Source organism: Streptomyces sp. Edi4, assembly GCF_040253615.1.
GTDB lineage: Bacteria > Actinomycetota > Actinomycetes > Streptomycetales > Streptomycetaceae > Streptomyces.
Genome location: NZ_JBEJGY010000004.1, coordinates 2,626,903 through 2,650,412 on the forward strand (window position 1 = coordinate 2,626,903; position 23,510 = coordinate 2,650,412).

Sequence of the window (23,510 nt, forward strand, 5' to 3'; positions counted from 1 at the left end):
CCACAAACAACAGTCATATACGCAATGCTCAGCGGTCATCCGGCACCGAATTACGAACGTGCACGAGCCGGACCCTTAATCACTTCACAGGGATGCTGATGACCACTGAATCCCCGCGCCCCATACCCGGGGCCAGACGCGCGGCCCGAATAGCGGCGGCGGCCGGCCTGGTGGCCGCGCTCGTCACGGCGGGCGCCGCCCCGGCGTTCGCCACCACCGGCGGGGACGGCCCGTCGGCCGCGCCGCCGGTGAAGACCGCTCCGGCCAAGACCCCCGAGGACAAGCTGGGCAGGGCCGACGAGCAGCGTCTGGCCGAGGCGCAGGCCAAGGGCGAGAAGAGCGTCACCGTGATGGTGGCCACCGCCCCGGGCGCCACGTCCGACGTCACCCAGCAGATGCACGCGGTCGCGGGGGCGACCGTGGGCAAGCAGGACGACAAGCTCGGCTACGTCCGCGCGACGCTGCCGATGGCGAAGGCCGAAGCCGCCCTGAAGGCGGCCGCGAAGCTGCCCTCGGTGCACGGCATCGACCTCAAGCAGGACATCCAGCTGGACGACCCGACCCCGTCGGGCGACACCACGCGCTCCGCCAAGCAGCTGCGGACCTCCAGCAGCTACCCGGCGCCGGGCAAGGACACCCCCGCGAAGAACCCGTACAACCCGAACTTCGAGACGGGCGCGGTCGACTTCGTCAAGCAGCACCCGCAGGCGGACGGCCGCGGGGTCACCATCGGCATCCTGGACTCCGGCGTCGACCTCGGCCACCCGGCGCTCCAGAAGACGACCACCGGCGAGCGCAAGATCGTCGACTGGGTCACCTCGACGGACCCGGTGCAGGACAACGACGGCACCTGGCTGCGCGCCAACACGGCGGTCAGCGGTCCTACGTTCACCGCGGCCGGCAAGACGTGGCGGGCCCCGGCGGGCTCCTACGACTTCTCCACCTTCGCCGAGAAGGTCACCGCGGGCGGCGACGCCAAGGGCGACCTGAACCGGGACGGCGACACCACCGACAGCTGGGGCGTGCTCTACGACCCGGTCGCCGGCACGGTCCGGGTGGACCTGAACAACAACAACGACTTCTCGGACGACGTCCCGATGAAGCCGTACAAGGACGGCTACCAGGTCGGCTACTTCGGCACCGACAACCCGGCCACCGACGTCTCCGAGCGGATCCCGTTCACCGTCGAGATCCGCAAGAACGTCGCCTACGACGCGGCCGGGCACACCTCGGACTACGTCAACATCGGCGTCATCGAGTCCGAGCACGGCACCCACGTCGCGGGCATCACCGCCGCCAACGGCCTGTTCGGCGGCAAGATGAGCGGGGCTGCGCCCGGCGCCAAGCTCGTCTCCTCGCGCGCCTGCAACTGGGACGGCGGCTGCACCAACATCGCGCTGACCGAGGGCATGATCGACCTCGTCACCAACCGCCACGTCGACATCGTGAACATGTCGATCGGCGGCCTGCCGGCGCTCAACGACGGCAACAACGCGCGCTCGGAGCTCTACAAGCGCCTCATCGACACCTACGGCGTCCAGCTGGTCATCTCGGCCGGCAACGACGGCCCCGGCGTCAACACCATCGGCGACCCGGGCCTCGCCGACCACGTCATCTCGGTCGGCGCCAGCATCTCCAAGGACACCTGGGCCGCCAACTACGGCTCCGGTGTCTCCACGGAGTACCAGATGATGCCCTTCTCCTCGCGCGGCCCGCGTGAGGACGGCGGCTTCACGCCGACCCTGACCGCGCCCGGCGCGGCCATCAACTCCACCGAGACCTGGCTGCCCGGCAGCCCGGTCAAGGAGTCGGGTTACGACCTGCCGGCCGGCTACTCGATGCTCCAGGGCACCTCGATGGCCTCCCCGCAGGCCGCCGGCGCCTCCGCGCTGCTGATCTCGGCCGCCAAGCAGCAGGGCATCGACCTGCCGCCGGCCGACCTGCGCACCGCGCTGACCTCAACGGCCAAGCACATCAAGGGCGTTCAGCCCTACGCCGAGGGCGCGGGCCTGATCAACGTGGTGGGCGCCTGGGACGCGGTCGAGCAGACCGCGAAGAAGCACGCCCCGGCCCACGAGTACACGGTGGCGGCGCCCGTCTCCAGCGCCCTGGGCGCCGCGCTCAAGACCCCGAACGTCGGCACCGGCATCTACGACCGCGAGAGCGGCCTGAAGACGGGCCAGAAGAAGACGTACGACGTCACGATCACCCGCACCACGGGCCCGGACTCGAACGTCAAGCACAAGCTGTCGCTGAAGAACGACGACGGCACGTTCAAGGTGCTCGGCGCCAAGGAGGTGGCCCTGCCGCTCGGCAAGCCCGTCACCGTCAAGGTGCAGGCGCAGCCGAGGTCGGTGGGCGTGCACAGCGCGATCCTCCAGGTGGACGACGCCAAGACGGTCGGTGTCGACCAGCAGATCATGGCCACGGTCATCGTCGCGACGCCCATCGCGGGCCCGGGCTACACCTTCTCGGCCTCCTCGACGGTGCAGCGCGACTCCACCAAGTCGTACTTCATCAACGTGCCGGCGGGCGCGAAGAACCTGGAGGTCCGCATGAGCGCGCTGCGCTCGGGCAGCCAGACCCGTTTCATCTCCCTGCACCCCTACGGCGTCGCCCTGGACACGACGGCCACGCCGAACTGCTACCCCAACTACGACAACCCGGCCAACACCTGCCGCCCCGACCTGCGTTCCTACGCCAATCCGCAGGCCGGCGTCTGGGAGATCGAGGTCGAGGCACGCCGTACGTCGCCGTACCTGGACAACTCCTTCAAGCTGGACGTCTCGGCGCTCGGCGTCACCTTCGACCCGGCCACCCAGACGGTGCCCGAGGCGAAGACCGGCACCCCCGCTCCCGTCCAGTGGAAGGTCACCAACGGCTTCGCCGCGCTGGAGGGCAACCTGAAGGGCGGCTCGCTGGGCTCCGCCAAGGTCGCGACCCCCACCATCAAGACCGGTGAGACCCAGACCAGCACGGTCACCATCGGCGCGGGCGTCGAGCACCTGGACGTCTCCATCGGCTCCACCTCGGACACCGGCGCCGACCTCGACCTGTACGTCCTCGACCAGAACGGCAAGGCGGTCGCCCAGTCGACGACGAGCAGCGCCAACGAGTCGGTCAGCCTGGTCAAGCCGGCGGCGGGCACGTACACGATCCAGGTGGCCGGCTACGCGGTCCCGTCCGGGTCGACGACGTACGCCTACAAGGACGTGTACTTCGCGCCCTCGCTCGGCACGGTCAAGGTCGACGAGAGCAAGAGCGTCACGCTCGCGAGCGGCGCGTCGGCGCAGGTGAGCGCCGATGTCGTGGCGGCGGGCGCGGCTCCCGAGGGACGTCAGTTCTTCGGCACCGTGCAGCTGGTGAACGAGCGCGGCACCGCGGCCGGCACCGGCAGCGTGCTCATCGGGAAGGTCACCCAGTAGCGGGACGCGCGGGCCGGCGGTAGAGGCCCGCGCGGGAACGACGGCGGGGCGGGCGCTCTTCACGAGCACCCGCCCCGCTTTTCGCGCCCGGCTCAGTGGCCGAGCGAACTCAGGTCGTGGGCGTAGATGCCCACCGCGTGCGCGATGACGTCGATGTTGAGGTCGAAGTACTTCCTGTCGATGTTGTCCAACGTGTCGCCGGCCGCGTGGTAGTGCGGGTCGAAGGCCTCGCCCGCGCGGCCGCCCCACTTGGCGGCCTGCTCGGCCGTCTTGATCTCCTCGGCGCCGGTGTAGGTGCCGCCGGCGGGGATGCCGACCTCGATGAAGGGGCCGTAGTCGGAGCGGCCGTCGAAGTCATAGCCCTCGTGCGGTACGTGGCGCTGGTCGAGGTAGCCGTTGATCAGGTTCTCGATGCCGGCCGAGCCGGCCGGTCCAGGGCCCGCGCCCTTCTTGTCGGAGTCGTCGCCGTCGTAGACGAGCTGGGCGGCGTTGGGCGAGCCGATCATGTCGAAGTTCAGATACAGCTTGATCTGCTGCTTCTGCCGTTCGGTGAGGCTCTTCACATAGTGGTCCGAGCCGAGCAGGCCGAGCTCTTCGCCCGACCACCAGGCGAACCGCACCTTGTGCGGGAGTCTCTTGGGGTGCTTCCTGGTCTGCTTGGTCTCATCGGCCAGCTTGAGCGCCACTTCGAGCAGTCCGGCCGAGCCGGAGCCGTTGTCGTTGATGCCGGGGCCCGCGGGCACCGAATCGAGGTGGCTGCCGAGCGCGACGACCTCGTCGGGGCTGCCCGTGCGGGTCTCGGCGATCACATTGCGGGTCTTCTTGGCGATGGACCGGGTGGCCACGTCGAGGGTGACCTTCACCGGCCCCTTGGCCGCCCGCGCGGCGAGCGCTTCGCCGTCGGCCAGGGAGATCCCGGCGGCCGGGATGTGTGCGTTGTCCGGCGCCTCGTTCGTGCCGCGCACCGGCGCGGTCCCGGAGTGGTTGTAGAGGATGAGGCCGGCCGCGCCGGCCCGGGCCGCGACGGCCTCCTTCTCCTTGAAGGTGCAGCTGCCGCGCTTGACCAGGGCGATCCTGCCGGTGAAGTCGCCGGAGGCGTAGTCGTCGAGCGAGCAGCCCGGGGTGTCGTCCACCCGCGCCGCCTTCACCTCGGCGGTGAGCCCGCCCTCGGGGGTCGACTTGCTGAACTGGAAGGCGGAGACGGGCAGTTGACGGCCGCCGGCCCCGTTCGCGCCGGCCACGGTCAGCTTCTCGCGCAGCGTCTTCGACTCGTAGATGCTGAAGTCCTGGTACGAGACGTCGTACCCGGCCCGCTGGAGCTGTCCGTACACATAGGCGGCCGAGGCGTCGTAGCCGGGGGTGCCCGCGGCGCGGTTGCCGCCGTTGGCGTCGGCGATCTCCTGGAACTTCACGAGGTGGCGGTAGGCGCTCTCTCCCGACGCGTCCTCGACCAGCGTCCTGGCGAGGCGCGGGCCGGGGGCGGGGCGGGCAGTGGCCGGGGTCGCGAGGGCCACCAGGACGGGAGCGGCGGCCAGAGCCGCTATGACCCGGTTGCGGCGGGATACGGGCACGGGAAATCCTCCGGTACGCGGTGCGGTGTCGCCGGTGATCGACCGGCTTGCCAGGACCGTAACCAGCAAAAACCGCCCCATGGGGCATTTCGGGGCGGATGCAACACGGATGCCATGGACTTGTCACAAGTGGGCAGGCGTCCCACACCCCGGACAATGGATTGGACAAGTCCGCCGGGCGCCGACGCATCATGGATGCGCCGGAGTCGTTCGAAGACCACGTGCGCCGCACGTGAGCACCAAAGGAGTCACCGTGAGGGTCGGAATCGTCGGAGCCACCGGGCAGGTCGGCTCAGTCATGCGCAAGATCCTCGTCGAGCGGGCGTTCCCGGTCGACGAGCTGCGCCTGTTCGCCTCCGCGCGCTCCGCCGGTACGGTCCTGGACGGCGTGACGGTCGAGGACGCCTCCACGGCCGACTACTCGGGCCTGGACATCGTGCTGTTCTCGGCGGGCGGCGCGACCTCGCGCGCCCTGGCCGAGAAGGTGGCGTCGCAGGGCGCCGTGGTGATCGACAACTCCTCCGCGTGGCGTGGCCACCCCGAGGTGCCGCTCGTGGTCTCCGAGGTCAACCCGCACGCCGTCGCCAACCGCCCCAAGGGCATCATCGCCAACCCGAACTGCACCACGATGGCCGCGATGCCGGTCCTTCGTCCGCTGCACGACGAGGCGGGCCTCACCGCGCTGGTCGCCACCACCTACCAGGCCGTCTCCGGCTCGGGCCTGGCGGGCGTGGCCGAGCTGCACGAGCAGGCCTGCAAGGTCGCCGAGGCCGCCGACCAGCTGACCTTCGACGGGGACGCCGTCGAGTTCCCCGAGCCGGGCGTCTACAAGCGTCCTATCGCCTTCAACGTGCTGCCGTTCGCGGGCAACCTGGTGGACGACGGCTCCTTCGAGACCGACGAGGAGCAGAAGCTCCGCAACGAGTCCCGCAAGATCCTGGAGATCCCGGACCTCAAGGTGTCCGGCACGTGTGTGCGCGTGCCGGTCTTCTCCGGGCACTCGCTCCAGGTCAACGCGCGTTTCGCCCGGCCGATCAGCGTGGAGCGCGCGTACGAGCTGCTGGGCTCGGCGCCCGGGGTGGAGCTCTCCGAGATCCCGACCCCGCTTCAGGCGGCGGGCAAGGACGCGTCGTATGTGGGCCGCATCCGGGTCGACGAGACCGTGGAGAACGGTCTCGCGCTGTTCATGTCCAACGACAACCTCCGCAAGGGGGCGGCGCTCAACGCCGTCCAGATCGCGGAACTGGTCGCCACCGAACTGACGTCCTGACCCCGCCACCCTGGGCACCCCCAGCGCCGGCCCGCCCGCGAGCCGGCCGGGGTCGCCCGCGCAGTTCCCCGCGCCCCTGAAGCCGTACCCGCCCCCGGGCCGGAGGGGACGCCGCCGTGCAATCCCGCCCGCGGGCCGGCGCGGGCTGATCGCGCAGTTCCCCGCGCCCCTAAAGGCCGTGCCCGCCCAGCACCGGAAGGGAACGCGCTCCCTAAGGGGCGCGAGGAACTGCGCGAGCAACCACAAACAACCCCGCACCGAAGAACGCACCTGTTAAGGGGCGCGGGGAACTGCGCGAACGGCCCCCACCGGCCCGCACCGGTGCACGCACCCCTCAAGGGGCGCGAGGAACTGCGCGAGCAACCACAAACAACCCCGCACCGAAGAACGCACCTGTTAAGGGGCGCGGGGAACTGCGCGAACGGCCCCCACCGGTGCACGCACGCCTCAAGGGGCGCGGGGAACTGCGCGGGCATCCTCCGACGGCCCGCAGCCGAAACCGTACCCCCGAAAAACGGCCATCGCGCCGCCCACACCCCCCGTGCAAGGATGGCCGGAACGTCACGATCTGATGGAACTGAAGCATCTGAAGGAGATGACCGGGTGCCTGGCACGAATCTGACCCGTGAAGAGGCGCAGCGACGGGCAGCCCTGCTCACCGTCGACTCGTACACGATCGAGCTCGACCTGAGCGGCGCACAGGAGGGCGGAACGTACAGCTCCGTCGCAACCGTGCGCTTCGAGTGCGCCGAAGCCGGGGCGGAGACCTTCATCGACCTCGTCGCACCGACCGTGCGCGAGGTCGTCCTGAACGGCACCGCCCTGGACGCGGCCGCCGCCTTCGCCGACTCGCGGATCACCCTGACCGGGCTCGCCGCGGGCGCGAACGAACTGAGGGTGGTCGCGGACTGCGCGTACACCAACACCGGCGAGGGCCTGCACCGCTTCGTGGACCCGGTGGACCAACAGGCCTACCTGTACACGCAGTTCGAGGTCCCCGACGCGCGCCGCGTCTTCGCCTCCTTCGAGCAGCCGGACCTGAAGGCGAGCTTCCAGTTCACCGTGAAGGCGCCGAGCGGCTGGACGGTGATCTCCAACTCGCCGACCCCGGAGCCGAAGGACGACGTCTGGGTCTTCGAGCCCACGCCGCGCATCTCCTCCTACATCACCGCCCTGATCGCCGGCCCGTACCACTCGGTGCACAGCAGCTACGAGAAGGACGGCCAGAGCGTCCCGCTCGGCATCTACTGCCGCCCCTCGCTCGCCGAATTCCTCGACGCGGACGAGATCTTCGCGGTGACCCGCCAGGGCTTCGACTGGTTCCAGGAGAAGTTCGACTACGCCTACCCGTTCGCCAAGTACGACCAGCTCTTCGTGCCGGAGTTCAACGCGGGCGCGATGGAGAACGCGGGCGCGGTCACCATCCGCGACCAGTACGTCTTCCGCTCGAAGGTGACCGACGCCGCCTACGAGGTCCGCGCCGAGACCATCCTGCACGAGCTGGCCCACATGTGGTTCGGCGACCTGGTGACGATGGAGTGGTGGAACGACCTGTGGCTGAACGAGTCGTTCGCCACGTACACCTCGATCGCCTGCCAGGCCCACGCGCCGGGTTCGCGCTGGCCGCACTCGTGGACGACGTTCGCCAACACGATGAAGACCTGGGCCTACCGCCAGGACCAGCTTCCCTCCACGCACCCGATCATGGCGGACATCAGCGACCTGGACGACGTCCTGGTCAACTTCGACGGCATCACGTACGCCAAGGGCGCCTCGGTGCTCAAGCAGCTCGTCGCCTACGTCGGCATGGACGAGTTCTTCCAGGGCGTGCAGGCCTACTTCAAGGCGCACGCGTTCGGCAACACCCGCCTCTCGGACCTGCTCGGCGCGCTGGAGAAGACGAGCGGGCGTGACCTGAAGACGTGGTCCAAGGCGTGGCTGGAAACGGCCGGCATCAATGTGCTGCGGCCCGAGATCACGGTCGACGAGTCGGGCGTCATCACCTCCTTCGCCGTCCGCCAGGAGGCCCCCGCGCTGCCCGCCGGCGCCAAGGGCGAGCCCACGCTGCGGCCGCACCGCATCGCGATCGGCTTCTACGCTCTGGACGAGGCCGGCAAGCTGGTGCGCACCGACCGCGTCGAGCTGGACATCGACGGTGAACTGACCGCCGTGGACGCCCTGGTGGGCAAGGCCCGCCCGGCGGTCGTGCTGCTCAACGACGACGACCTCTCCTACGCGAAGGTCCGCCTGGACGAGGAGTCCCTGCGCGTCGTCACCGAGCACCTGGGCGACTTCGCCGAGTCCCTGCCGCGCGCGCTGTGCTGGGCGTCTGCCTGGGACATGACCCGCGACGGCGAGCTCCCCACGCGTGACTACCTGGCGCTCGTCCTGTCGGGCGTGACCAAGGAGTCCGACATCGGTGTGGTGCAGTCCCTGCACCGCCAGGTGAAGCTGGCCCTCGACCTGTACGCGGCGCCCGAGTGGCGCGACGCGGGTCTGACCCAGTGGACCGAGGCCACGCTCGCGCACCTGCGCACCGCGGAGCCGGGCAGCGACCACCAGCTGGCGTGGGCCCGCGCGTTCGCCGCGACGGCGCGCACCCCGCAGCAGATCGACCTGCTCCAGGACCTGCTGACGGGCGCCCAGGTCATCGAGGGCCTTGTCGTGGACACCGAGCTGCGCTGGGCTTTCGTGGAGCGGCTGGCCGCGACCGGCGTCTTCGACGAGCCGGACATCGCCGCGGAGCTGGAGCGCGACCGGACGGCGGCGGGCGAGCGGCACGCGGCGACCGCCCGGGCCGCGCGGCCGACGCCGGAGGCGAAGGCCGAGGCGTGGGCGTCGGTGGTGGAGGGCGACGCCCTCCCGAACGCGGTACAGGAGGCGGTCATCGGCGGCTTCGTCCAGACCGACCAGCGCGAACTGCTCGCGCCGTACGCGCCGAAGTTCTTCGACGCGGTCAAGGGCGTCTGGGAGACCCGCTCGCACGAGATCGCCCAGCAGATCGCGGTGGGCCTGTACCCGTCGCTGCTGGTCTCCCAGGAGACCCTGGACGCGACGGACGCGTGGCTGGCCAAGGCCGAGCCCAACGCGTCCCTGCGCCGCCTGATCTCGGAATCCCGAGCAGGCGTGGAACGCGCCCTGCGGGCCCGCGCGGCGGACGCGGCGTCCGTGTAACGGAGTTCGTCCGCGCGACGGAGTCCGCGTAACGGAGTTGGAGGGGCGGGGAGCAGGCCGTACGGTCCGCTCCCCGCCCCTTCCCGCTACGGGCCACCTGGCACCGGGTTGTCCGGGACGCCCAGCCACACCCGCTCGCCCGCCGCGTCCACGGTCAGTCCGAACCGGCCGGGCCTCGGGCGCCCCTGCCCGTCCCACCATCGCAGGGCGGCTTCCACCTCGTCCCAGAGGCGGCGGGGCCCCGACTGCCAGACGCGCGTGGTGGCGCCGTCCCGGAACTGGACGCACGCCCAGGAGCGGCAGCCCGACAGCCCGTAGAACCAGACGGCCCTCGCTCCCTCCTCCTTCGCGGCGACCGTCCGCGCGCAGTCCCGTACGCACAGCCCGAGGACGAAGTCCCGAGGGCTGAACGGGCCGCCGACGAACCGGTTTTCCGTGCGGGTGGTGGACGACTCGTCGCCGTCGGCGACGCTGCCCGGGACGTACGAGGAGTGGTCCACGACCGGCAGGCGCTGCGCGCGGAGCTTCATGAACTCGACGGGTCCCGTGAACCTCCCCGACGCGCTTTTCCCGTCGTCGGCGACGACCAGCCGGGCCACGGCGTCCCCGTTGCCGAAGTGCGTCCCCCAGGGGACGACGACGACCCCGCCCGGCACGGACTGTTCGACCCACGCGTACGGGATGGACCGGAGCCCGCAGGTGGCGATGGTGCGGTCGTAGGGTGCCGCGTCCGGGCAGTCGTTGAACCCGTCCCCGTGGACCACCCGCACGCCGGGCATTTCGAACCGTGCGAGGTTGCTTCGCGCGGTGGCCGCCACGGCAGCGTCCACCTCCACCGTGACCACGTTCGCGGCGCCCAGCCGGTGGGCGAGCAGGGCGGCGTTCCATCCGGTGCCGGTACCGATCTCCAGCACGCGGTGGCCGGGCCGCACGTCCAGGTCCCGGAGCATCGAGAACACGACGCTGGGCATGGACGCCGAGCTGGTCGCGACGCATCCCGGCTCGCGCCCGGTGTGGGCACCGTCGTCCCACTGCGTGACGATCGGCACGTCGGCGTCGGCGTACTGATGCCAGCGCTCCGGTTCCTCCGCCCTGAAGACGGCGACGCTTTGCCCCGTCTCCACGTCGAAGGGCCAGATGAGGTCGGGCAGGAAGGCCGCGCGCGGAACGGCGGCGAAGGCGGGCGCCCAGTCCGAGGCGAGCACACCGCAGGCCATGAGGGCGCGCCCCAGCCCGGTACGGCTGGGGCGCGCCCGCTGTGCGTCGGGGTTCATCGGTCAGCCGGCCTTCGGCGGGTTCGGAACTCCCGGGCCGCCGTCGGGAGTCGGCGGCAGATGCGGCCCGGGGTAGGGCGTACCGGGGAGCTTGTCCCCACCGTTGTGCGCCGTAGCACTCACGTCGTTGTTCTCCCATGTCGCGTCGCACGTCGTGACGGCCGCGGCCCACCTGCGGTCCCACGGGTGCCCCAACTGGGCGTGGGTGGAGGCGAGTTCGACCCATTGGATGGTCAGTTCCCGGTCCCTGGTCTCGGCCGCCTCGATGGCGATCGACTTGACCAGCGCACAGGCCGGGCAGGAGCGCGGGTCGATGGGGCCCGGCCGTGGCTTCATGAAGTCCGTGGCCCGCACGGCGGCCAAGTCCAGCACGATCGCCCTCCGCTCAGCACTCGTCGTCGTGCTCATGGGGGTGCAGCCGGATCCGCCGGGTGGCCCGGGCGACGCCGTCGGCGTCACCGGCCATGTGGGCGCGCGCCCGCACCACGCTGGCCGCCACGCAGGCCTCGCAGCCGGGTTCGGGGACGGGCTCGGGCGGAACGGGCGAGCGCGAACAGAGCCAGGGCGGGGTGTACTTCCGAGGCATGGTTCTTCACTCCTCTCTGTAACGGTTTCGCTACCAACAGCCATCAGCGTGGCCTAGAGTCGAGAACCGATCAACGTGGCAGAACCGCACGGAAGGTTGGTGAAGTCGCCTTGAACCGCAAGGAGTTACAGCCGGACGCCAGTCCCCAAGCAGCCTTCGGGGCACGTCTGCGCAGTGCGCGGGAGGCACGCGGCTGGAAGCAGGAGGACCTTGGCGGGGAGATGGGTTACTCCGGCACGCATGTGTCGGCCGTCGAAACCGGTCGCAAGATGGCGACTCTCCGCTTCGCGCGCAGAGCCGACGTCGCCTTCGGTCTCGTGGGCTCCCTCGACACGTTCGAGCGCGACTGGCGCGAGATCCGGCACGGCTCGCTCCTGGAGGGGTTCCCGGAGTACGTGGGCCACGAGAGCCGGGCGGCGGAGATCCGCCTGTACGAGGTGGGCGTCGTCCCCGGTCTGCTCCAGACACCGGAGTACGCGGCCGTCCTAGCGGGGAGCGCCGTCAAGCGGGGCGCCATCACGCCCGAGCAGGCGGCGGAACAGATGGCGCTCGTCGCCGAACGTCAGGCGGCGATCGCCCGGACGCCGCCGCCGATGGTCTTCGTGGTGCTGGACGAGAGTTGCGTACGCAGGCCCGTCGGCGGTGCCGCTGTCATGGACGCCCAGTGCGAGGGGCTGTTGAGCTTTGCCGAGCTCCCGAACACCGTCCTCCAAGTCGCGCCGTTCAGCATGGGGGAACGACGACCGTTCAGCCTGCCCGTCACCGTGCTGACAAGCACCGACCGCTCGCTCATGTCGTACGCCGAGTCGTCCCAACGAGGCCATCTGGAGCGCGAATCCACTGCGGTTCTCCCCATACTGCGCAAGTACCATCAGCTACAGGCGGAAGCGCTCTCTCAGGCGGCCTCCGTGGCCATGATCAGCGAGATACGAAGGGGCACTCCGTGACAGCCGAACCCTCCCCCCGTTGGTTCACGTCCTCGTACAGCGAAAACGGCGGCCAGTGCGTGGAAGTCGCCACCAACCTCGCCGACACCGGCGACGGCGTGGTCCCGGTGCGCGACAGCAAGAACCCCGGCGGTCCGGTCCTGCGCCTCACCCCGCGCGCCTTCCTCGGCCTCGTCGAACTCGCCCGGGGGGCCGGCGCGTAAGAGGCCGGCGGGGCTACTCCGTGGCCCCGCTCGTCTTCCGCAGCTCGTACACCTCATCCTCGTCCGGGTCGCCCACGTACTGATACAGGGCGGGACGGGCCGTCGTGCCGCCCACGTTCCAGGTATGTCCCGCGCAGGTGCCGGCCTTGATGTCGACGGTCTGGGTCCAGCGGCTTGTGCCTTCCCGGAGGGCCCATGTGCCCTGTGCCGTGCACTTCTCCTCGTCGCGCGCATCCGGGCCCACGCCGAACGCCCTGGCTGTGCCGTCACGTTCAAGGGTCACCGTGCCGCCCTTTCCGTCCGTCCACGTTCCGGCCAGCGCGGCCGGGGTGAGGGTCGGTGGGCGGTACTCGTGCAGGACGCCGGTGAGGAGGGCGGTCGCACCGAGGGCCGCGGTGGCGAGCACCGTGCCCGTTCCCCACAGGGCCAGCCTGCGCAGGGGCCGGCCGCATCCGAGGCGGCAGAGCAGGGCGGGGGCGGTCAGCGCGGCGGCTGCCGTCAGCCAGCACGCGGTGGTGGTCAGGAGGGACGACCCGCCGCTCAGCGAGACCGGCGCCGCGACCACTACCAGCGTGAGCACCGACGCCACGAGCGGCACCCACCACCGCGCCCGGCCGCCGAAGCGGCGGGCCAGTGCGTCGGCGAGGCGCACCGAGGGCAGGACGAACACCGCGGAGACCGCGACCGCGAGGAGTGTGCCGCCCACGGCAAGGCACGGCAGCGTCAGGATTCCGATGGCGGGAGGCCGCGACTCCTGGGTCACACCGAGCACCGTCCAGACCACAAGGCCGAGCGCCCCCTCCACCAACAGCACCAGCGTCGAGGCCGGCAGCAAGCGGCGCTTGGGCCCCTCCCCCTGCTCCACTGTGCGAGCCCCCTCGCGGCACGACGAATGAACGCCGTTCCACCAGCGGTCTGTCGGCCTCGACGATGAGCGCCATCCTGTCAGGTATTTTGAACGCGTTCAATCGACGGTCGACGGACGCGCCCGCCCACCCATGAGAACCGCCCGGCGGACGGGCGTCGTCGCGCAGCCGTTCCGCCGGGCGGAGGTGGGAGGGAGGGGCGGGGTCAGCCCGTCAACTCCGTGTGGCGGCGGCGCAGTTCGGCCGCGCCCTCTGCCGTGAGGGTGCCGTGCAGGCGCATCCGCGCCACCCCGCCGTCGGGGAACGCGTCGAGGCGGACATGGGTCGCCACCGCCTGGGACGTGATGGGGAAGCTGCGGGCGCGCTCCCAGGAGCTCGAATGGGGCTACCTGCCTGCCGGTCTCGGAGATAGCCCTGCTGCGACCGCTCCAGTGACAGGTCACGCCAGTCCCACAACCAGGCCATTTGCCATACGAGTTGAGGTACACCCGTTCAGGCCGCCTGCCGGAGGGCGGCTCCGGCCCCAGAACGGGCGCTTGCTAACCTCGCCTTGACGGTTGAGGAACGGCCATCAGGGGGAACAGGAGCCATGGTGTGGGGCGACGCGGAAAATTCGGGTGGCACTGCGGATCCGTCCACCAGAACGCAGATCAACCAAATACCTGCGGACCCCGGTAGTCCAGCCGGGGCCACCACTCCACCTTCGGGCTCTTTCGGTGGTCAGCAGGATCTGGTCTCGTCACCCAGGCAGAAGACTGCTGCGGCCAGGGCCATTGAGGACCACATCGAGCCGAACACGAGGCAGGCCGGCAGCCACTCGGATGAAGAGACATCCAAGGCGGCCAAAGCTTTCGACGCAAAAGACGGTCACGGCTGGCTCATTTCGTCCGCACTCAGGCAGGTGCACAAGGCCTGGGGCGAGCAGGTGCAAGGCCTCATGAATCGCCTCAGTTCCGAGAAGGGCGCTCTGCGAAGCGCGAATACGTCGTTGAGCAATCCGGACTTCGGCGTGCGGTCGGAGCTTCAGAAGGTGCGTACTTCCTCCGCTATCGACATGTACTGAGCAGACTGACGCCTTTGATGCAAACGCATTTGACGGGGATTACATGCCTACGTACCACGAGATACTGACTACAGATCTCGGCGCACTCACCACAGCCGCCACCAGTTGGGACGGCATGGCAAGCAAATTCCATGACCAGGAAGTCGCTTACAAGCGTGACGTGCACGGAATCTCCATGGGCAGCGGATGGCAGGGGATCAGCGCCGCTGCGGCCCGAGGACGGTTTGATGTGACTCTGCGCGAATTCCAATATGCGCAGACCGAAGCCAAGTCCATCGCCTCACTTCTGCGCGACGCACACGCACAGTACGCGGCCCTCAAAGCGAAGGTGCAGGCCGCTCACGACGATGCCGTCAAGGCCGGCATGAAGGTCTCGGAGCAAGGCGTCGTCGCGTATGACTACGACCGACTGACCGAGAGCGAACGAACGGCGATTCAGCACGATCCTGACTTCAGACAGAGCGCACTCAAGGCCACTGCCACATGGCAGGAACATATCGACAACGCGGTCAAGGCAGTCAACGACGCGGACAAGGGTGTCGAAGTCGCCTTCCTGGCGGTCACACTCGACTCGAATGTTCTGGACGGCACGGTAAACGGCTTCAATGGCCAAGCCAGTGGCGATATCGAAAAATACGAGGCGGACGAACTCGCCCATATTGCCACTCGAATAGACTCAGGATCGGCCAGCGCTCAAGATATCGAGGAGGCGCGTCGCGCCTTTCGTGACAACGCCGGCAACAAAGCCTTCAACCAGATGTTCCTGGATGGACTGGGCGCTGCTGGCGCGATCGAATTCGCCAATAAACTCAGTGACCTCACCCATGGCGGCAAGAGCCAGGGGACATATGCGGAACTTCAGAAAGATCTCGCCAACTCCCTGGCCGCAGCCACGAAGGATACAAATTCAGCATGGTACAAAAAGTTCCGCTCCAACCTACAGAGGGCCGGGGTCCAGAAATTTGATCTGGACGCCGCCGGCGACAAGATAAAGGTCGGCACCGGCCATGGACAGCAAGTGCGCGGTTATCAGAGCCTTGTAACCCTGATGGAGCAGGGCGGCGGTTACTCCGGACAATTCCTCAAGGACATGGCCACCGACATCCGGACCGCCGAAGACAAGACCAAAGGGGGCGACCCCGGGATTTGGGATCTATGGGGGGACTTCAGCGGCAAGAACGACGGATGGTTCGCCAACGACCCCCTCGACGGCGTCCTCGGCATCATGTCCCAGGACCCGGAAACGACTACCAGCTACCTTGACCCGGGCGCGGACGGCAAGAACGACAACCTGAAGTACCTGCTCAACGATCGGGACTGGAACCACGTCCACGCTTCGAACGAGGTCGGTAAGGCAGAGGTTGCCGGCCCCGACACATTCGACGGCGACGTCCGTACCGGTCTCGGGCTCGCCCTTTCAGCTGGAGCTACCGGAAATGTGCCGGACGCAGTGGGAGGCGAACTCGGCCGCCACACAGCCGCTCAGGCCCGCGTAATGCACGACACGATCAACCTCATCGACTATGGCGACGCCGACGGCAAGAACGGTGAAGACCCCCGTCACCCGCGGATCGGCAAGGCAGACACCGTCCTGGGCCAGCAGGATTATGCGGCCATGCGTGGACCACTGTCTCAGGCCCTCGCCGACTACTCGCCCGACGCTGTCGACATCATCAACGGCGACGCACCCGGCGGCCGTGCCGGTCACGCGGAGATCCACGCACAGGGTGCCGACTCGCAAATACAAAATAGCCGAAGCAGCTTGATCCGCATGATCCGCGGCGTCTCCGAGGACGGCAACACCACCAATTTCGAGCGCGTCTATCAAGCGCAACAGGGTTACATGTCCCAGGAACTGATGAGCCAGCACTTCCCCGACGCCACCGCCGCCACCAACGAAGCGCGTAAGTTCGGCGAGGTCACCGGTGCTCTCAACGCGGTCGGCGGTGACGTGAAGATGGACGTCCATGACAGCAGAATCAGCGATGCCACCGCGAAGCGCTTCTACGGCTATCACATAGGAGGCGGCCTGATCACCGGCATCCCCGGCATCGGCGATGGCGCTCAGCGCCTCGTGGATGTGGGCCTGAACGACTGGCTCGCCGGCGTGCAGGCCGAGGAAGGCTCCTTGTCGAAAGAGGAGCTGAGCCGAGGCAACGACATCGCTCAGGACAACCTCGACCGCTACTTCAACGCTTGGGGCAGCGAACGACACATAGACCCCGGCATCGCGTCGGCCGCGGCGGGGGAGGCCCGACAAAGTTATGTCGGTGGACGCCAGATAGCGTTCGAGGCCCTGCGTTCCCGCACCTGACGCGCGTAAGGCTGTCCATTCCGACTCGACGCCGCAACAAGAAAGCTTGGGCCGCGCCATGACCGTCCTGGTACCGAAGAAGAAGCCTGCCCTCATAGCCGCGGGGTCCCTGGCCGTGCTCGCCCTGCTCGCGTCCGGGTACTGCTGGTGGAATACGGATCTGCTCGGCGCGGACTCGTTCTGTGGGGGGCGGTTGGGCAGCGAGGAGGCGCGGGCCGCTCTGGACTCCCCGGGGCGGCTGGCGCAGGTTCGTGTCCAAGGTGACGCGCGGCATGCCGAGTTCGCGTGCACCCTCGAACGGACCAGTCGCTTCATCGGGGGTGAGGAGCAACGGGTGACGGTGAGGACGACCCACGAGCAGGGCGCGTTCCCCTTCACCACCAGCGTCTGGAAGGATCCCGCGGGCCGTTCCTACCTCACCTCCGGCGCGACGGGCGCATTGTCGTCCAGCGGTGGGTACGTCGTTCTACCGAAGGCGTGTTGGAGCAAGGTCGGCGGCCTCCAGGGCAATCGGGTCGTGCGGGCCGGGGACGGCGAGGTGGCGGTGGTGACGGCCACGGTCGAGAAGGGCTCGGCGGACCTGGACGGGCTGGCCCGGTTGTTGACGCGCTCGGCCCGGCAGGTCGCCGAGAAGGCCGGCTGCGACACCCCTGCGCTCCCGAGCTCCCCCGCTCTCGCCGCTCCCTCGGCGGCACGCCCGACGGATGTCCAGAACATGTGCGGCGTGCGCGGTTTCACACTGCCCAAGAGTGTCGTCCTCGTCGGCCGGGCCGAGCCGGACACGGAGCAGGTGAATCAAGGCGGCCCCCGTACCTGGGCGTGCGACCTGCACCTGGCGGGGTCGGAGAAGGCGTCCGTCTCCTTCGCCGCGACGACGGACACGAACATGGTTCAGGCGGCGACGGGCGGCAGCGAGACGCTGCGCGATCTCCCCGCCGACCGCGGAGTCGCCGGCCCGGACCAGGCCGTTCTGCACTGCGGCGCCGGGGACACGTACTTCGCGGCGCATTGGAGCAACACGTACGAAGGAGCCCTGCTCGACAGCGTCAGCCATTCCGCTGCCGACTACACCAAGGCGAAGAAGGCCGCGTTCCAGAACTTTCTCGACGCCACCGCCGACGCACACAGGTGCCCCCGGGTCACGCTACCCTGACGGGTTCTCAGGAGCCACGCCAGACCCCGCCGCTTGCTCCCATGCGCCCACCCATGAGAACCGCCCGGCGGACGGGCGTCGTCGCGCAGCCGTTCCGCCGGGCGGAGGTGGGAGGGAGGGGCGGGGTCAGCCCGTCAACTCCGTGTGGCGGCGGCGCAGTTCGGCCGCACCCTCGGGCGTGAGGGTGCCGTGCAGGCGCATCCGGGCCACCCCGCCGTCGGGGAACGCGTCGAGGCGGACATGGGTCGCCACCGCCTGGGACGTGAGGCGGAACCGGTGCAGCGTGTCGGGCTGGAGGCGCGTACGCGGGATGATCTCGAACCACTCCCCCGTCTCGCCGTCGCGCCCGCTCAGCGCGATCCAGCCCGCCGAGTTGCCCTTCAGGTACGCCGTGTCGATCTCGACCGCCCTGATCGCCCCCCGTGCGACCAGCCGGAAGCGCACCCAGTCGTTGGTGTCGCGCACGCGGCGGCGCCGGTTCTCCCAGCCGTCGTCCATCTTGCGCGAGGTGCCGGGCAGGATGATCTGCGTGGGCGAGGAGTAGAACTTGTCGCTCGCGTCCTCGTAGGAGCCGCCGTTGACGGCCGCCACGAGGTCGATGGTGCCCAGCGTGTCCAGCCACTCCGGGTCCGGCACGACCTCGCCGTGCACGCGCAGGCGCGCCACGCCGCCGTCGGGGTGCTGGCAGAGCCGTACGTGGGTGTAGCGGCGGCCCGTCGTGATCTCGAAGCCGTTCTCGGCGTGGCCGCGCACCGGGGTGGGCGGGACGAGCTCGTCCCACTTCACGTCGTCGGCAAGGAGCTGGTCGGGGCCGGGTGAGCCCTCGACCGCGGTGGCCTGGAGGGAGATCCGCTGCGGGTAGTTGCCGCGGAAGTGCGCCGTGTCGACGACGACGCCCTTGATCACGCCGGGCGCGCCGAGGCGTACGAGCGCCCAGTCGTGGTCCTGCGGCGCGGGGAAGACGTGGTCGGCGTCCACCCCGCGCCTGCGGCGGGTCTCCCAGCCGTCCATGATCTTGCCCTTGTGCCCGAAGTGCTCCGGGTCGAAGACGGCGCGCTCGCGCACGAGCAGGTTCTCGCGCTCGGCGAAGAACTCGTCGTTGGCGGCGATGACCCCCGCGCCGAGCCTGCGGTCCGCGAGGTCGACGAGCTCGGTGAAGGCGAAGTGGCCCGAGCGGTAGTCGGCGTACGGGTCGCCGCCGCCGTAGGGCGCGGCGTCGTTGGCGTGCGGGTCGGCTGAGGATGCGGGGGCGAGGTTCCCGGGGTGCTCGGTGGCGGAGGTCATGGCTCAGACTCTCGTCGCCTCCCGGGCCCCGCGTCCATCGAAAGTTTCGGGATATACCTTTCAGCTGTGCTGAATGGTTGAGCGCGCGCCGTCGGATCGTCGGGGCGGGGGCGCGGCGCGCACCGGGGCGTCCGGCCGGGGCGCGCACCCGGGTCGCCTGGCCAGGGGCCCCGCCCGGGTCGCCTGGCCGCAGGGCGCCCGCCCCGGTCGCCTGGCCGGGGGGCACCCGGGCCGTCCGGCCAGGGGCCCCCGGGGCCGTCCGGCCGGGGCCGCGGGGGGCCCCTGGCCGTCTGGCCACTTCTGGCCACCTCGCGGCGGCCGCCCTTCGCGCTGGCATGCTCCCCGCATGACTTCACCCACCATCACCGCGGCCGCCGCGGGCACCTGGAAGCTCGGCGATCTGGACGTCAACCGCATCGGCTTCGGCACCATGCGGCTGCCGCAGCGGGGCGCGGCCCTGCGCCCCGACGCCGTACCCCGGGACCGTGAGCAGGCAATCGCCGTTCTGCGCAGGGCAGTTGAGCTCGGGGTCAACCACCTCGACACCGCCGCCTTCTACTTCTCCCCGCTGCGCTCCGCCAACGAGCTGATCAACCGGGCGCTCGCCCCCTACGCCGACGACCTCGTCATCACCACCAAGGTCGGGCCGGCCCGGCTTCCCTCGGGCGAGTGGGGCGAGCATGCCAGGACCCCGGGGGCGCTGCGCGCGCAGGTCGAGGAGAATTTGCGCCAGCTCGGCCGCGACCACCTGGACGTGGTCAATCTGCGGGTGGTCGGGCCGGACTCGGTCGCCGAGCGGTTCGGCGCGCTCGCCGAGCTGCGCGAAGCGGGGCTCATCCGCCACCTGGGCCTGTCCAATGTGCGCCCGGCCCACCTCGACGAGGCCCAGGCCATCGCGCCCGTCGTGTGCGTACAGAATCCGTACGGCATCGGCGCGTCCGCCGAGCAGGAGGCCATGCTGCGGCTGTGCGGCGAGCGGGGCATCGCGTTCGTGCCGTTCTACGCGATCGCGGGGGCGGGGCGCGAGGCGGGCGCGGACGCGGGCGGCGCGCAGGACGAGGAGGTGCTGGTGATCGCGCGTGAGCACGGGGTGAGCGCGGCGCGCGTACGGCTCGCGTGGACACTGCACCGAGGGCCGCACGTCCTGGCCATCCCCGGCACCGGCGACCTGGACCACCTCGCCGACAACGTGGCGGCGGGCGCACTGCGCCTGACCACCGGCCAACTGGCCCGCCTGGAGGCGCGGCGCCCCTGACGCGCGTGGGGGCCCCGGCCGGTAGCGTGCGCGGCGACAGGCACGCGGGGGCTCAGCTCCCGGGGCGTACGTCGGCCGCCTCGCGCGGGGGCTCAGCTCCCGGGGCGTACGTCGGCCGCGTCGCGCAGGGCCGCCAGGACCCGGGCCACCGCCGGGCCCTCCTGCGCGCCGCGCCGTACCGCCGCCACGACATGGCGCCGGGGCTGGTCCGCGCTGAGCACCCGCATGACGACACCCGCGCGGCGTTCGGCCGCCGCCATGCGCGGTACGAGCGCCACCCCCATCCCGGCCTCCACCATGGCCAGGATCGCGGTCCATCCGGCCGCGCTGTGCGCCTGTTCGGGCACGAACCCGGCCGCCTCGCAGGCCGCCGTGGTGATCTGCGACCAGGGGCCGCTGCCGCCGAAGATCCATGCCTCGTGCGCCAAATCGGCCAGGCGCAGACCCGGTTCGGCGGCGAGCGGGTGCCCGGCGGGCAGCGCCACGTCGAGGGGGTCGGCGAGCAGGGGCAGCAGCGCGAACTTGGGGTCGCGGGCGCTGGGGGCGTGCGCGGCGAGCGACAGGGCGAGGTCGACCGCCCCCGCCGACAGGAGCTCGAACGCCTCGGCTGCCTCCGCCTCCCGTACGCGTACCTCAAGGGCGGGGTGGCTGCGGCGCAGCTGCCGTACGGCGGGGACGACGAGCGCGGGTACGGCGGTGGAGAACGCCCCGACGCGCACCTCGCCCGCCTCACCCTGCAAATAGCCCGCCAACTCGGCGTCCGCGCGCTCCAGTTGGGCGAAGACGGCCTCGGCGTGCCGCAGGACGAGATGGGCGGCGTCGGTGAGACGCACCCGGCGGCCGTGCGCTTCGAGCAGGGGCACCCCGAGCTGCTTGGCGAGGTTGGACAGCTGCTGCGAGACCGCCGAGGGCGTCATGAGCAGCACCTCGGCGGTCGCGGTCACGGTGCCCTGCTCGCGCAGGGTCCGCAGGATGTGGAGTTTCCTGATGTCCCACTCGCTCATGGCACGCACCCTAGCGGCGGCTGCGGGGCCCGGCTCACCTGCGGGTTCCCAGGACGACGCCGCCGAGGACGAGCGCCATGCACCCCGCTTGCGCGGGTCCCGTCGCCTCGCCGAGCAGGGGGTAGGAGAGCAGCGCCACGCAGACCGGCTGGAGGTAGTAGACGACACCGGCGCGGGCGGCGCCGATCAGGGAGATCGCCTTGTTCCAGGCGAAGAAGGCGACGGCGGAGGAGAGCACTCCCACGTAGAGGAGCGGCCCGACGGTGGCGGGCGTCGCGGTGAACCCGCCCTGGACCGCGAGGCTGACCCCGTAGGCGGGCGCCAGCATGAGCGCGCCGAGCACGAACGTGGTGAACAGGAAGGCGAGGGAGCCCAGTTCGGCCGGCCGGCGGCGCAGCAGCACGCTGTACGAGGTGAAGCTGACGGCGGCCGCGACCATCCACAGGTCCCCCGGCGCGAGGTCGAGGCCGAGCGAGCCCTTGCTGACCAGGAGGAGTACGCCCACGACGGCGATGAGCAGTCCGAGGGTGCGCCGGGGGCCGAGGCGTCCCCCGGCGAGGCGTTCATGGACGGCCATCAGGACCGGCGACGCGGCCATGATCAGGCCCATGTTCCCGGCCGACGTGGAGGTGCCGGCCTGGTTGACGAGGGTGTTGTACACGGTGATGCCGAGCAGGGAGGCGACGGTCAGGAACCCCAAGTGCCGCCGGATCAGGGCCCGTTGACGCCAGGCCTCGCTCACGGCGAACGGCGCCACCGCCGCGATGGCGATCAGCCAGCGCCAGAAGGCGGCCTGCACGGGCGGCACGGAGTCGTGCAGGGCGCGGCTCGCGACGAAGCTCCCGGACCAGACGACCGTCGCGACGCCCGCGAGGACGAGCCCGAGCCCGGCGGAACCGCCCGCCCTTCCGTCGCCCCTCCCGTCGCCCCTTCCGTCGCCCCTTCCGTCGCCCCTTCCGGCCTCGGTGGCGCGCGGTGTGCTGCGGACGTGGTCCAGGACGGTCACGGTGACTCCGTTTCGGGTGTGCGGGGTGGGGCGGGGCGGTGGGGTGAGGGGTGGGGGCGGCTCTCCGTCGCCGGCCCGCCCTCGCGTCGGTCGGCCCCTACCGTCGCACCGGCTGACCGATCACGTCCATCGAAAGTTTCCGCGCGATACCTTCAGCAGAAGTGAAAGGTTGAGCGGGGGGCCGGCTTCCGCGTCCGGGCGGCTCCCCGGGGCGCGGCCTGACCGGCAAGGGTGGCGCCGAGGGCCATCACCATGCCGAGCACCTGCACCGGGGCGAGGGCCTGGCCCAGCGCCGCCCAGCCGATGACGGCGGCGCTGAGCGGGGAGAGCGGGCCGAGGAGGGTGACGGAGGTCGCGCTCATGCGGCCGATGCCACGGAACCAGAGCCAGTACGCGACGGCCGTGTTCACCAGGGCGAGGTAGACGTACCCCGCGATCTCGCGCCCGTCCAGCGCGGGCGGCGCGCCCTCCACGAGGAAGGCGACCGGTGCGATGAGGAGGCCGCCCGCGGTGAGCTGCCAGCCGGTCAGGACGAGTGGCCCCGCGCCCTCGGGCCGCCCCCACCGCTTGGTGAACACGGTCCCGGCGGACATCGAGGCGGACGAACCCAGCGCGGCGATCACCCCCACCGCGTCGAAGGAGCCGGTCGCCTTGAGGACCACCAGGCTCACGCCGAGGGCGGCGGCGATGCCGGTGAGCAGGGTGCGCGAGGTGGGCTTCTCCCCCAGGAACAGGGCGGCGAGCCCGGCCACCCAGAGCGGTCCGACGGACCCGATCACGGCGGCCATGCCGCCCGGGAGGCGGTAGGCGGAGAGGAAGAGCAGCGGGAAGAACGCCCCGATGTTGAGGGCGCCGAGCACCGCCGCCTTCCACCACCAGGCGCCGCGTGGCAGCCGTCTGGTGAGCGCCACCAACGCGAGTCCGGCGGGCAGGGCGCGCATCATGCCGGTGAACAACGGCCGGTCGGCGGGGAGGAACTGCGTGGTGACGAAGTAGGTGGAGCCCCAGGAGAGGGGAGCGAGGGCGGTGAGGGCGGTGGTGGTGAGGCGGGCGCGGTTCATGGGGGTTCCCTTCGGGGCGCGGGGCGCGGGGGCGCGGGAGTTGCGGCCGGGGTG

The 23,510-nt window shown here is 70.5% G+C and carries 18 protein-coding genes and 1 pseudogene; 9 read left to right on the plus strand and 10 right to left on the minus strand.

Annotation, left to right across the window (positions count from 1 at the left end; translation table 11 throughout):
• Positions 1 to 92: 92 nt before the first annotated feature.
• Positions 93 to 3,425 carry a S8 family serine peptidase gene (locus tag ABR738_RS13890; RefSeq protein WP_350230282.1) on the plus strand — a complete coding sequence of 1,111 codons (3,333 nt, stop codon included), beginning with the start codon at positions 93 to 95 and terminating at the stop codon, positions 3,423 to 3,425.
• Between the two features lie 92 nt (positions 3,426 to 3,517).
• On the opposite strand, the gene ABR738_RS13895 is transcribed toward ABR738_RS13890, so the two are convergent.
• On the minus strand, positions 3,518 to 4,996 hold the full coding sequence (locus ABR738_RS13895) for a M28 family metallopeptidase (protein ID WP_350230283.1): 1,479 nt from the start codon (positions 4,994 to 4,996) through the stop codon (positions 3,518 to 3,520).
• Positions 4,997 to 5,249: 253 nt separating this feature from the next.
• On the opposite strand from ABR738_RS13895, the gene ABR738_RS13900 reads away from it, so the two are divergent.
• Both ABR738_RS13900 and pepN read left to right on the plus strand, forming a co-directional pair.
• The gene (locus ABR738_RS13900; RefSeq protein WP_350230284.1) at positions 5,250 to 6,266 is read left to right on the plus strand and encodes an aspartate-semialdehyde dehydrogenase; all 1,017 of its coding nucleotides are present in this window, start codon (positions 5,250 to 5,252) and stop codon (positions 6,264 to 6,266) included.
• A 603-nt stretch (positions 6,267 to 6,869) separates the two neighbouring features.
• The gene (gene pepN, locus ABR738_RS13905) at positions 6,870 to 9,440 is read left to right on the plus strand and encodes an aminopeptidase N (protein ID WP_350230285.1); all 2,571 of its coding nucleotides are present in this window, start codon (positions 6,870 to 6,872) and stop codon (positions 9,438 to 9,440) included.
• A gap of 86 nt (positions 9,441 to 9,526) precedes the next feature.
• Here pepN and ABR738_RS13910 read toward each other — a convergent pair whose 3' ends face one another.
• The 3 genes from ABR738_RS13910 to ABR738_RS13920 are packed head-to-tail and all read right to left on the minus strand — an operon-like array spanning position 9,527 to position 11,300.
• Positions 9,527 to 10,714 (minus strand): methyltransferase domain-containing protein, encoded by a 1,188-nt coding sequence (locus ABR738_RS13910; protein ID WP_350230286.1) that lies wholly within the window; start codon positions 10,712 to 10,714, stop codon positions 9,527 to 9,529.
• 3 nt (positions 10,715 to 10,717) lie between these two features.
• Positions 10,718 to 11,122, minus strand: a complete 405-nt coding sequence (locus tag ABR738_RS13915; protein WP_350230287.1) for a hypothetical protein — start codon at positions 11,120 to 11,122, stop codon at positions 10,718 to 10,720.
• Positions 11,100 to 11,300: a hypothetical protein gene (locus tag ABR738_RS13920; RefSeq protein ID WP_350230288.1), complete on the minus strand. Its 201-nt coding sequence runs from the start codon at positions 11,298 to 11,300 to the stop codon at positions 11,100 to 11,102. Before ABR738_RS13920 ends, ABR738_RS13915 begins: the two co-directional genes overlap by 23 nt.
• Positions 11,301 to 11,410: 110 nt before the next feature.
• On the opposite strand from ABR738_RS13920, the gene ABR738_RS13925 reads away from it, so the two are divergent.
• Together ABR738_RS13925 and ABR738_RS13930 are read left to right on the plus strand one after the other, a co-directional pair.
• Complete coding sequence (locus tag ABR738_RS13925) at positions 11,411 to 12,247, plus strand: helix-turn-helix domain-containing protein (RefSeq protein WP_350230289.1); 837 nt, start codon at positions 11,411 to 11,413, stop codon at positions 12,245 to 12,247.
• Entirely contained in the window at positions 12,244 to 12,450 is a 207-nt protein-coding gene (locus ABR738_RS13930) for a DUF397 domain-containing protein (RefSeq protein WP_350230290.1), read from the plus strand. Before ABR738_RS13925 ends, ABR738_RS13930 begins: the two co-directional genes overlap by 4 nt.
• 13 nt (positions 12,451 to 12,463) lie before the next feature.
• Here the strand turns inward: ABR738_RS13930 and ABR738_RS13935 are convergent, their stop codons facing one another.
• Positions 12,464 to 13,315: a hypothetical protein gene (locus ABR738_RS13935; RefSeq protein ID WP_350230291.1), complete on the minus strand. Its 852-nt coding sequence runs from the start codon at positions 13,313 to 13,315 to the stop codon at positions 12,464 to 12,466.
• 206 nt (positions 13,316 to 13,521) lie between these two features.
• A pseudogene (locus ABR738_RS13940) lies at positions 13,522 to 13,668 on the minus strand (allantoicase); the annotation flags it as partial.
• Positions 13,669 to 13,905: 237 nt separating this feature from the next.
• On the opposite strand from ABR738_RS13940, the gene ABR738_RS13945 reads away from it, so the two are divergent.
• Genes ABR738_RS13945 through ABR738_RS13955 form a run of 3 tightly spaced genes read left to right on the plus strand, consistent with a single transcriptional unit; the run spans position 13,906 to position 17,846 of the window.
• Positions 13,906 to 14,379 (plus strand): hypothetical protein, encoded by a 474-nt coding sequence (locus tag ABR738_RS13945; RefSeq protein WP_350230292.1) that lies wholly within the window; start codon positions 13,906 to 13,908, stop codon positions 14,377 to 14,379.
• Positions 14,380 to 14,422: 43 nt separating this feature from the next.
• Positions 14,423 to 16,693, plus strand: a complete 2,271-nt coding sequence (locus tag ABR738_RS13950) for a hypothetical protein (protein WP_350230293.1) — start codon at positions 14,423 to 14,425, stop codon at positions 16,691 to 16,693.
• Positions 16,694 to 16,751: 58 nt separating this feature from the next.
• A complete protein-coding gene (locus ABR738_RS13955; protein ID WP_350230294.1) occupies positions 16,752 to 17,846 on the plus strand; it encodes a hypothetical protein in 1,095 nt (364 codons plus the stop codon).
• A 126-nt stretch (positions 17,847 to 17,972) separates the two neighbouring features.
• Here ABR738_RS13955 and alc read toward each other — a convergent pair whose 3' ends face one another.
• A complete protein-coding gene (gene alc, locus ABR738_RS13960; protein ID WP_350230295.1) occupies positions 17,973 to 19,130 on the minus strand; it encodes an allantoicase in 1,158 nt (385 codons plus the stop codon).
• Between the two features lie 346 nt (positions 19,131 to 19,476).
• Here alc and ABR738_RS13965 point away from each other — a divergent pair, with 346 nt between their 5' ends.
• On the plus strand, positions 19,477 to 20,385 hold the full coding sequence (locus ABR738_RS13965) for an aldo/keto reductase (protein WP_350230296.1): 909 nt from the start codon (positions 19,477 to 19,479) through the stop codon (positions 20,383 to 20,385).
• A gap of 92 nt (positions 20,386 to 20,477) precedes the next feature.
• Here ABR738_RS13965 and ABR738_RS13970 read toward each other — a convergent pair whose 3' ends face one another.
• From ABR738_RS13970 to ABR738_RS13980, 3 genes are all read right to left on the minus strand, one after another.
• Positions 20,478 to 21,389, minus strand: coding sequence for a LysR substrate-binding domain-containing protein (locus ABR738_RS13970; protein ID WP_350230297.1), 912 nt, complete (start codon positions 21,387 to 21,389; stop codon positions 20,478 to 20,480).
• Between the two features lie 34 nt (positions 21,390 to 21,423).
• The gene (locus ABR738_RS13975; protein WP_350230298.1) at positions 21,424 to 22,395 is read right to left on the minus strand and encodes a DMT family transporter; all 972 of its coding nucleotides are present in this window, start codon (positions 22,393 to 22,395) and stop codon (positions 21,424 to 21,426) included.
• Between the two features lie 152 nt (positions 22,396 to 22,547).
• Positions 22,548 to 23,456, minus strand: a complete 909-nt coding sequence (locus ABR738_RS13980; RefSeq protein ID WP_350230299.1) for an EamA family transporter — start codon at positions 23,454 to 23,456, stop codon at positions 22,548 to 22,550.
• Positions 23,457 to 23,510: the final 54 nt, after the last annotated feature.

Bases quoted from the DNA above. Each gene is read 5' to 3' on its own strand.
- ABR738_RS13890 (WP_350230282.1), top strand. From the start codon at position 93: ATGCTGATGACCACTGAATCCCCGCGCCCCATACCCGGGGCCAGACGC.
- ABR738_RS13910 (WP_350230286.1), bottom strand. From the start codon at position 10,714: ATGAACCCCGACGCACAGCGGGCGCGCCCCAGCCGTACCGGGCTGGGG.
- ABR738_RS13915 (WP_350230287.1), bottom strand. From the start codon at position 11,122: ATGAGCACGACGACGAGTGCTGAGCGGAGGGCGATCGTGCTGGACTTG.
- ABR738_RS13920 (WP_350230288.1), bottom strand. From the start codon at position 11,300: ATGCCTCGGAAGTACACCCCGCCCTGGCTCTGTTCGCGCTCGCCCGTT.
- ABR738_RS13945 (WP_350230292.1), top strand. From the start codon at position 13,906: ATGGTGTGGGGCGACGCGGAAAATTCGGGTGGCACTGCGGATCCGTCC.
- ABR738_RS13950 (WP_350230293.1), top strand. From the start codon at position 14,423: ATGCCTACGTACCACGAGATACTGACTACAGATCTCGGCGCACTCACC.
- ABR738_RS13955 (WP_350230294.1), top strand. From the start codon at position 16,752: ATGACCGTCCTGGTACCGAAGAAGAAGCCTGCCCTCATAGCCGCGGGG.
- alc (WP_350230295.1), bottom strand. From the start codon at position 19,130: ATGACCTCCGCCACCGAGCACCCCGGGAACCTCGCCCCCGCATCCTCA.
- ABR738_RS13965 (WP_350230296.1), top strand. From the start codon at position 19,477: ATGACTTCACCCACCATCACCGCGGCCGCCGCGGGCACCTGGAAGCTC.
- ABR738_RS13970 (WP_350230297.1), bottom strand. From the start codon at position 21,389: ATGAGCGAGTGGGACATCAGGAAACTCCACATCCTGCGGACCCTGCGC.
- ABR738_RS13980 (WP_350230299.1), bottom strand. From the start codon at position 23,456: ATGAACCGCGCCCGCCTCACCACCACCGCCCTCACCGCCCTCGCTCCC.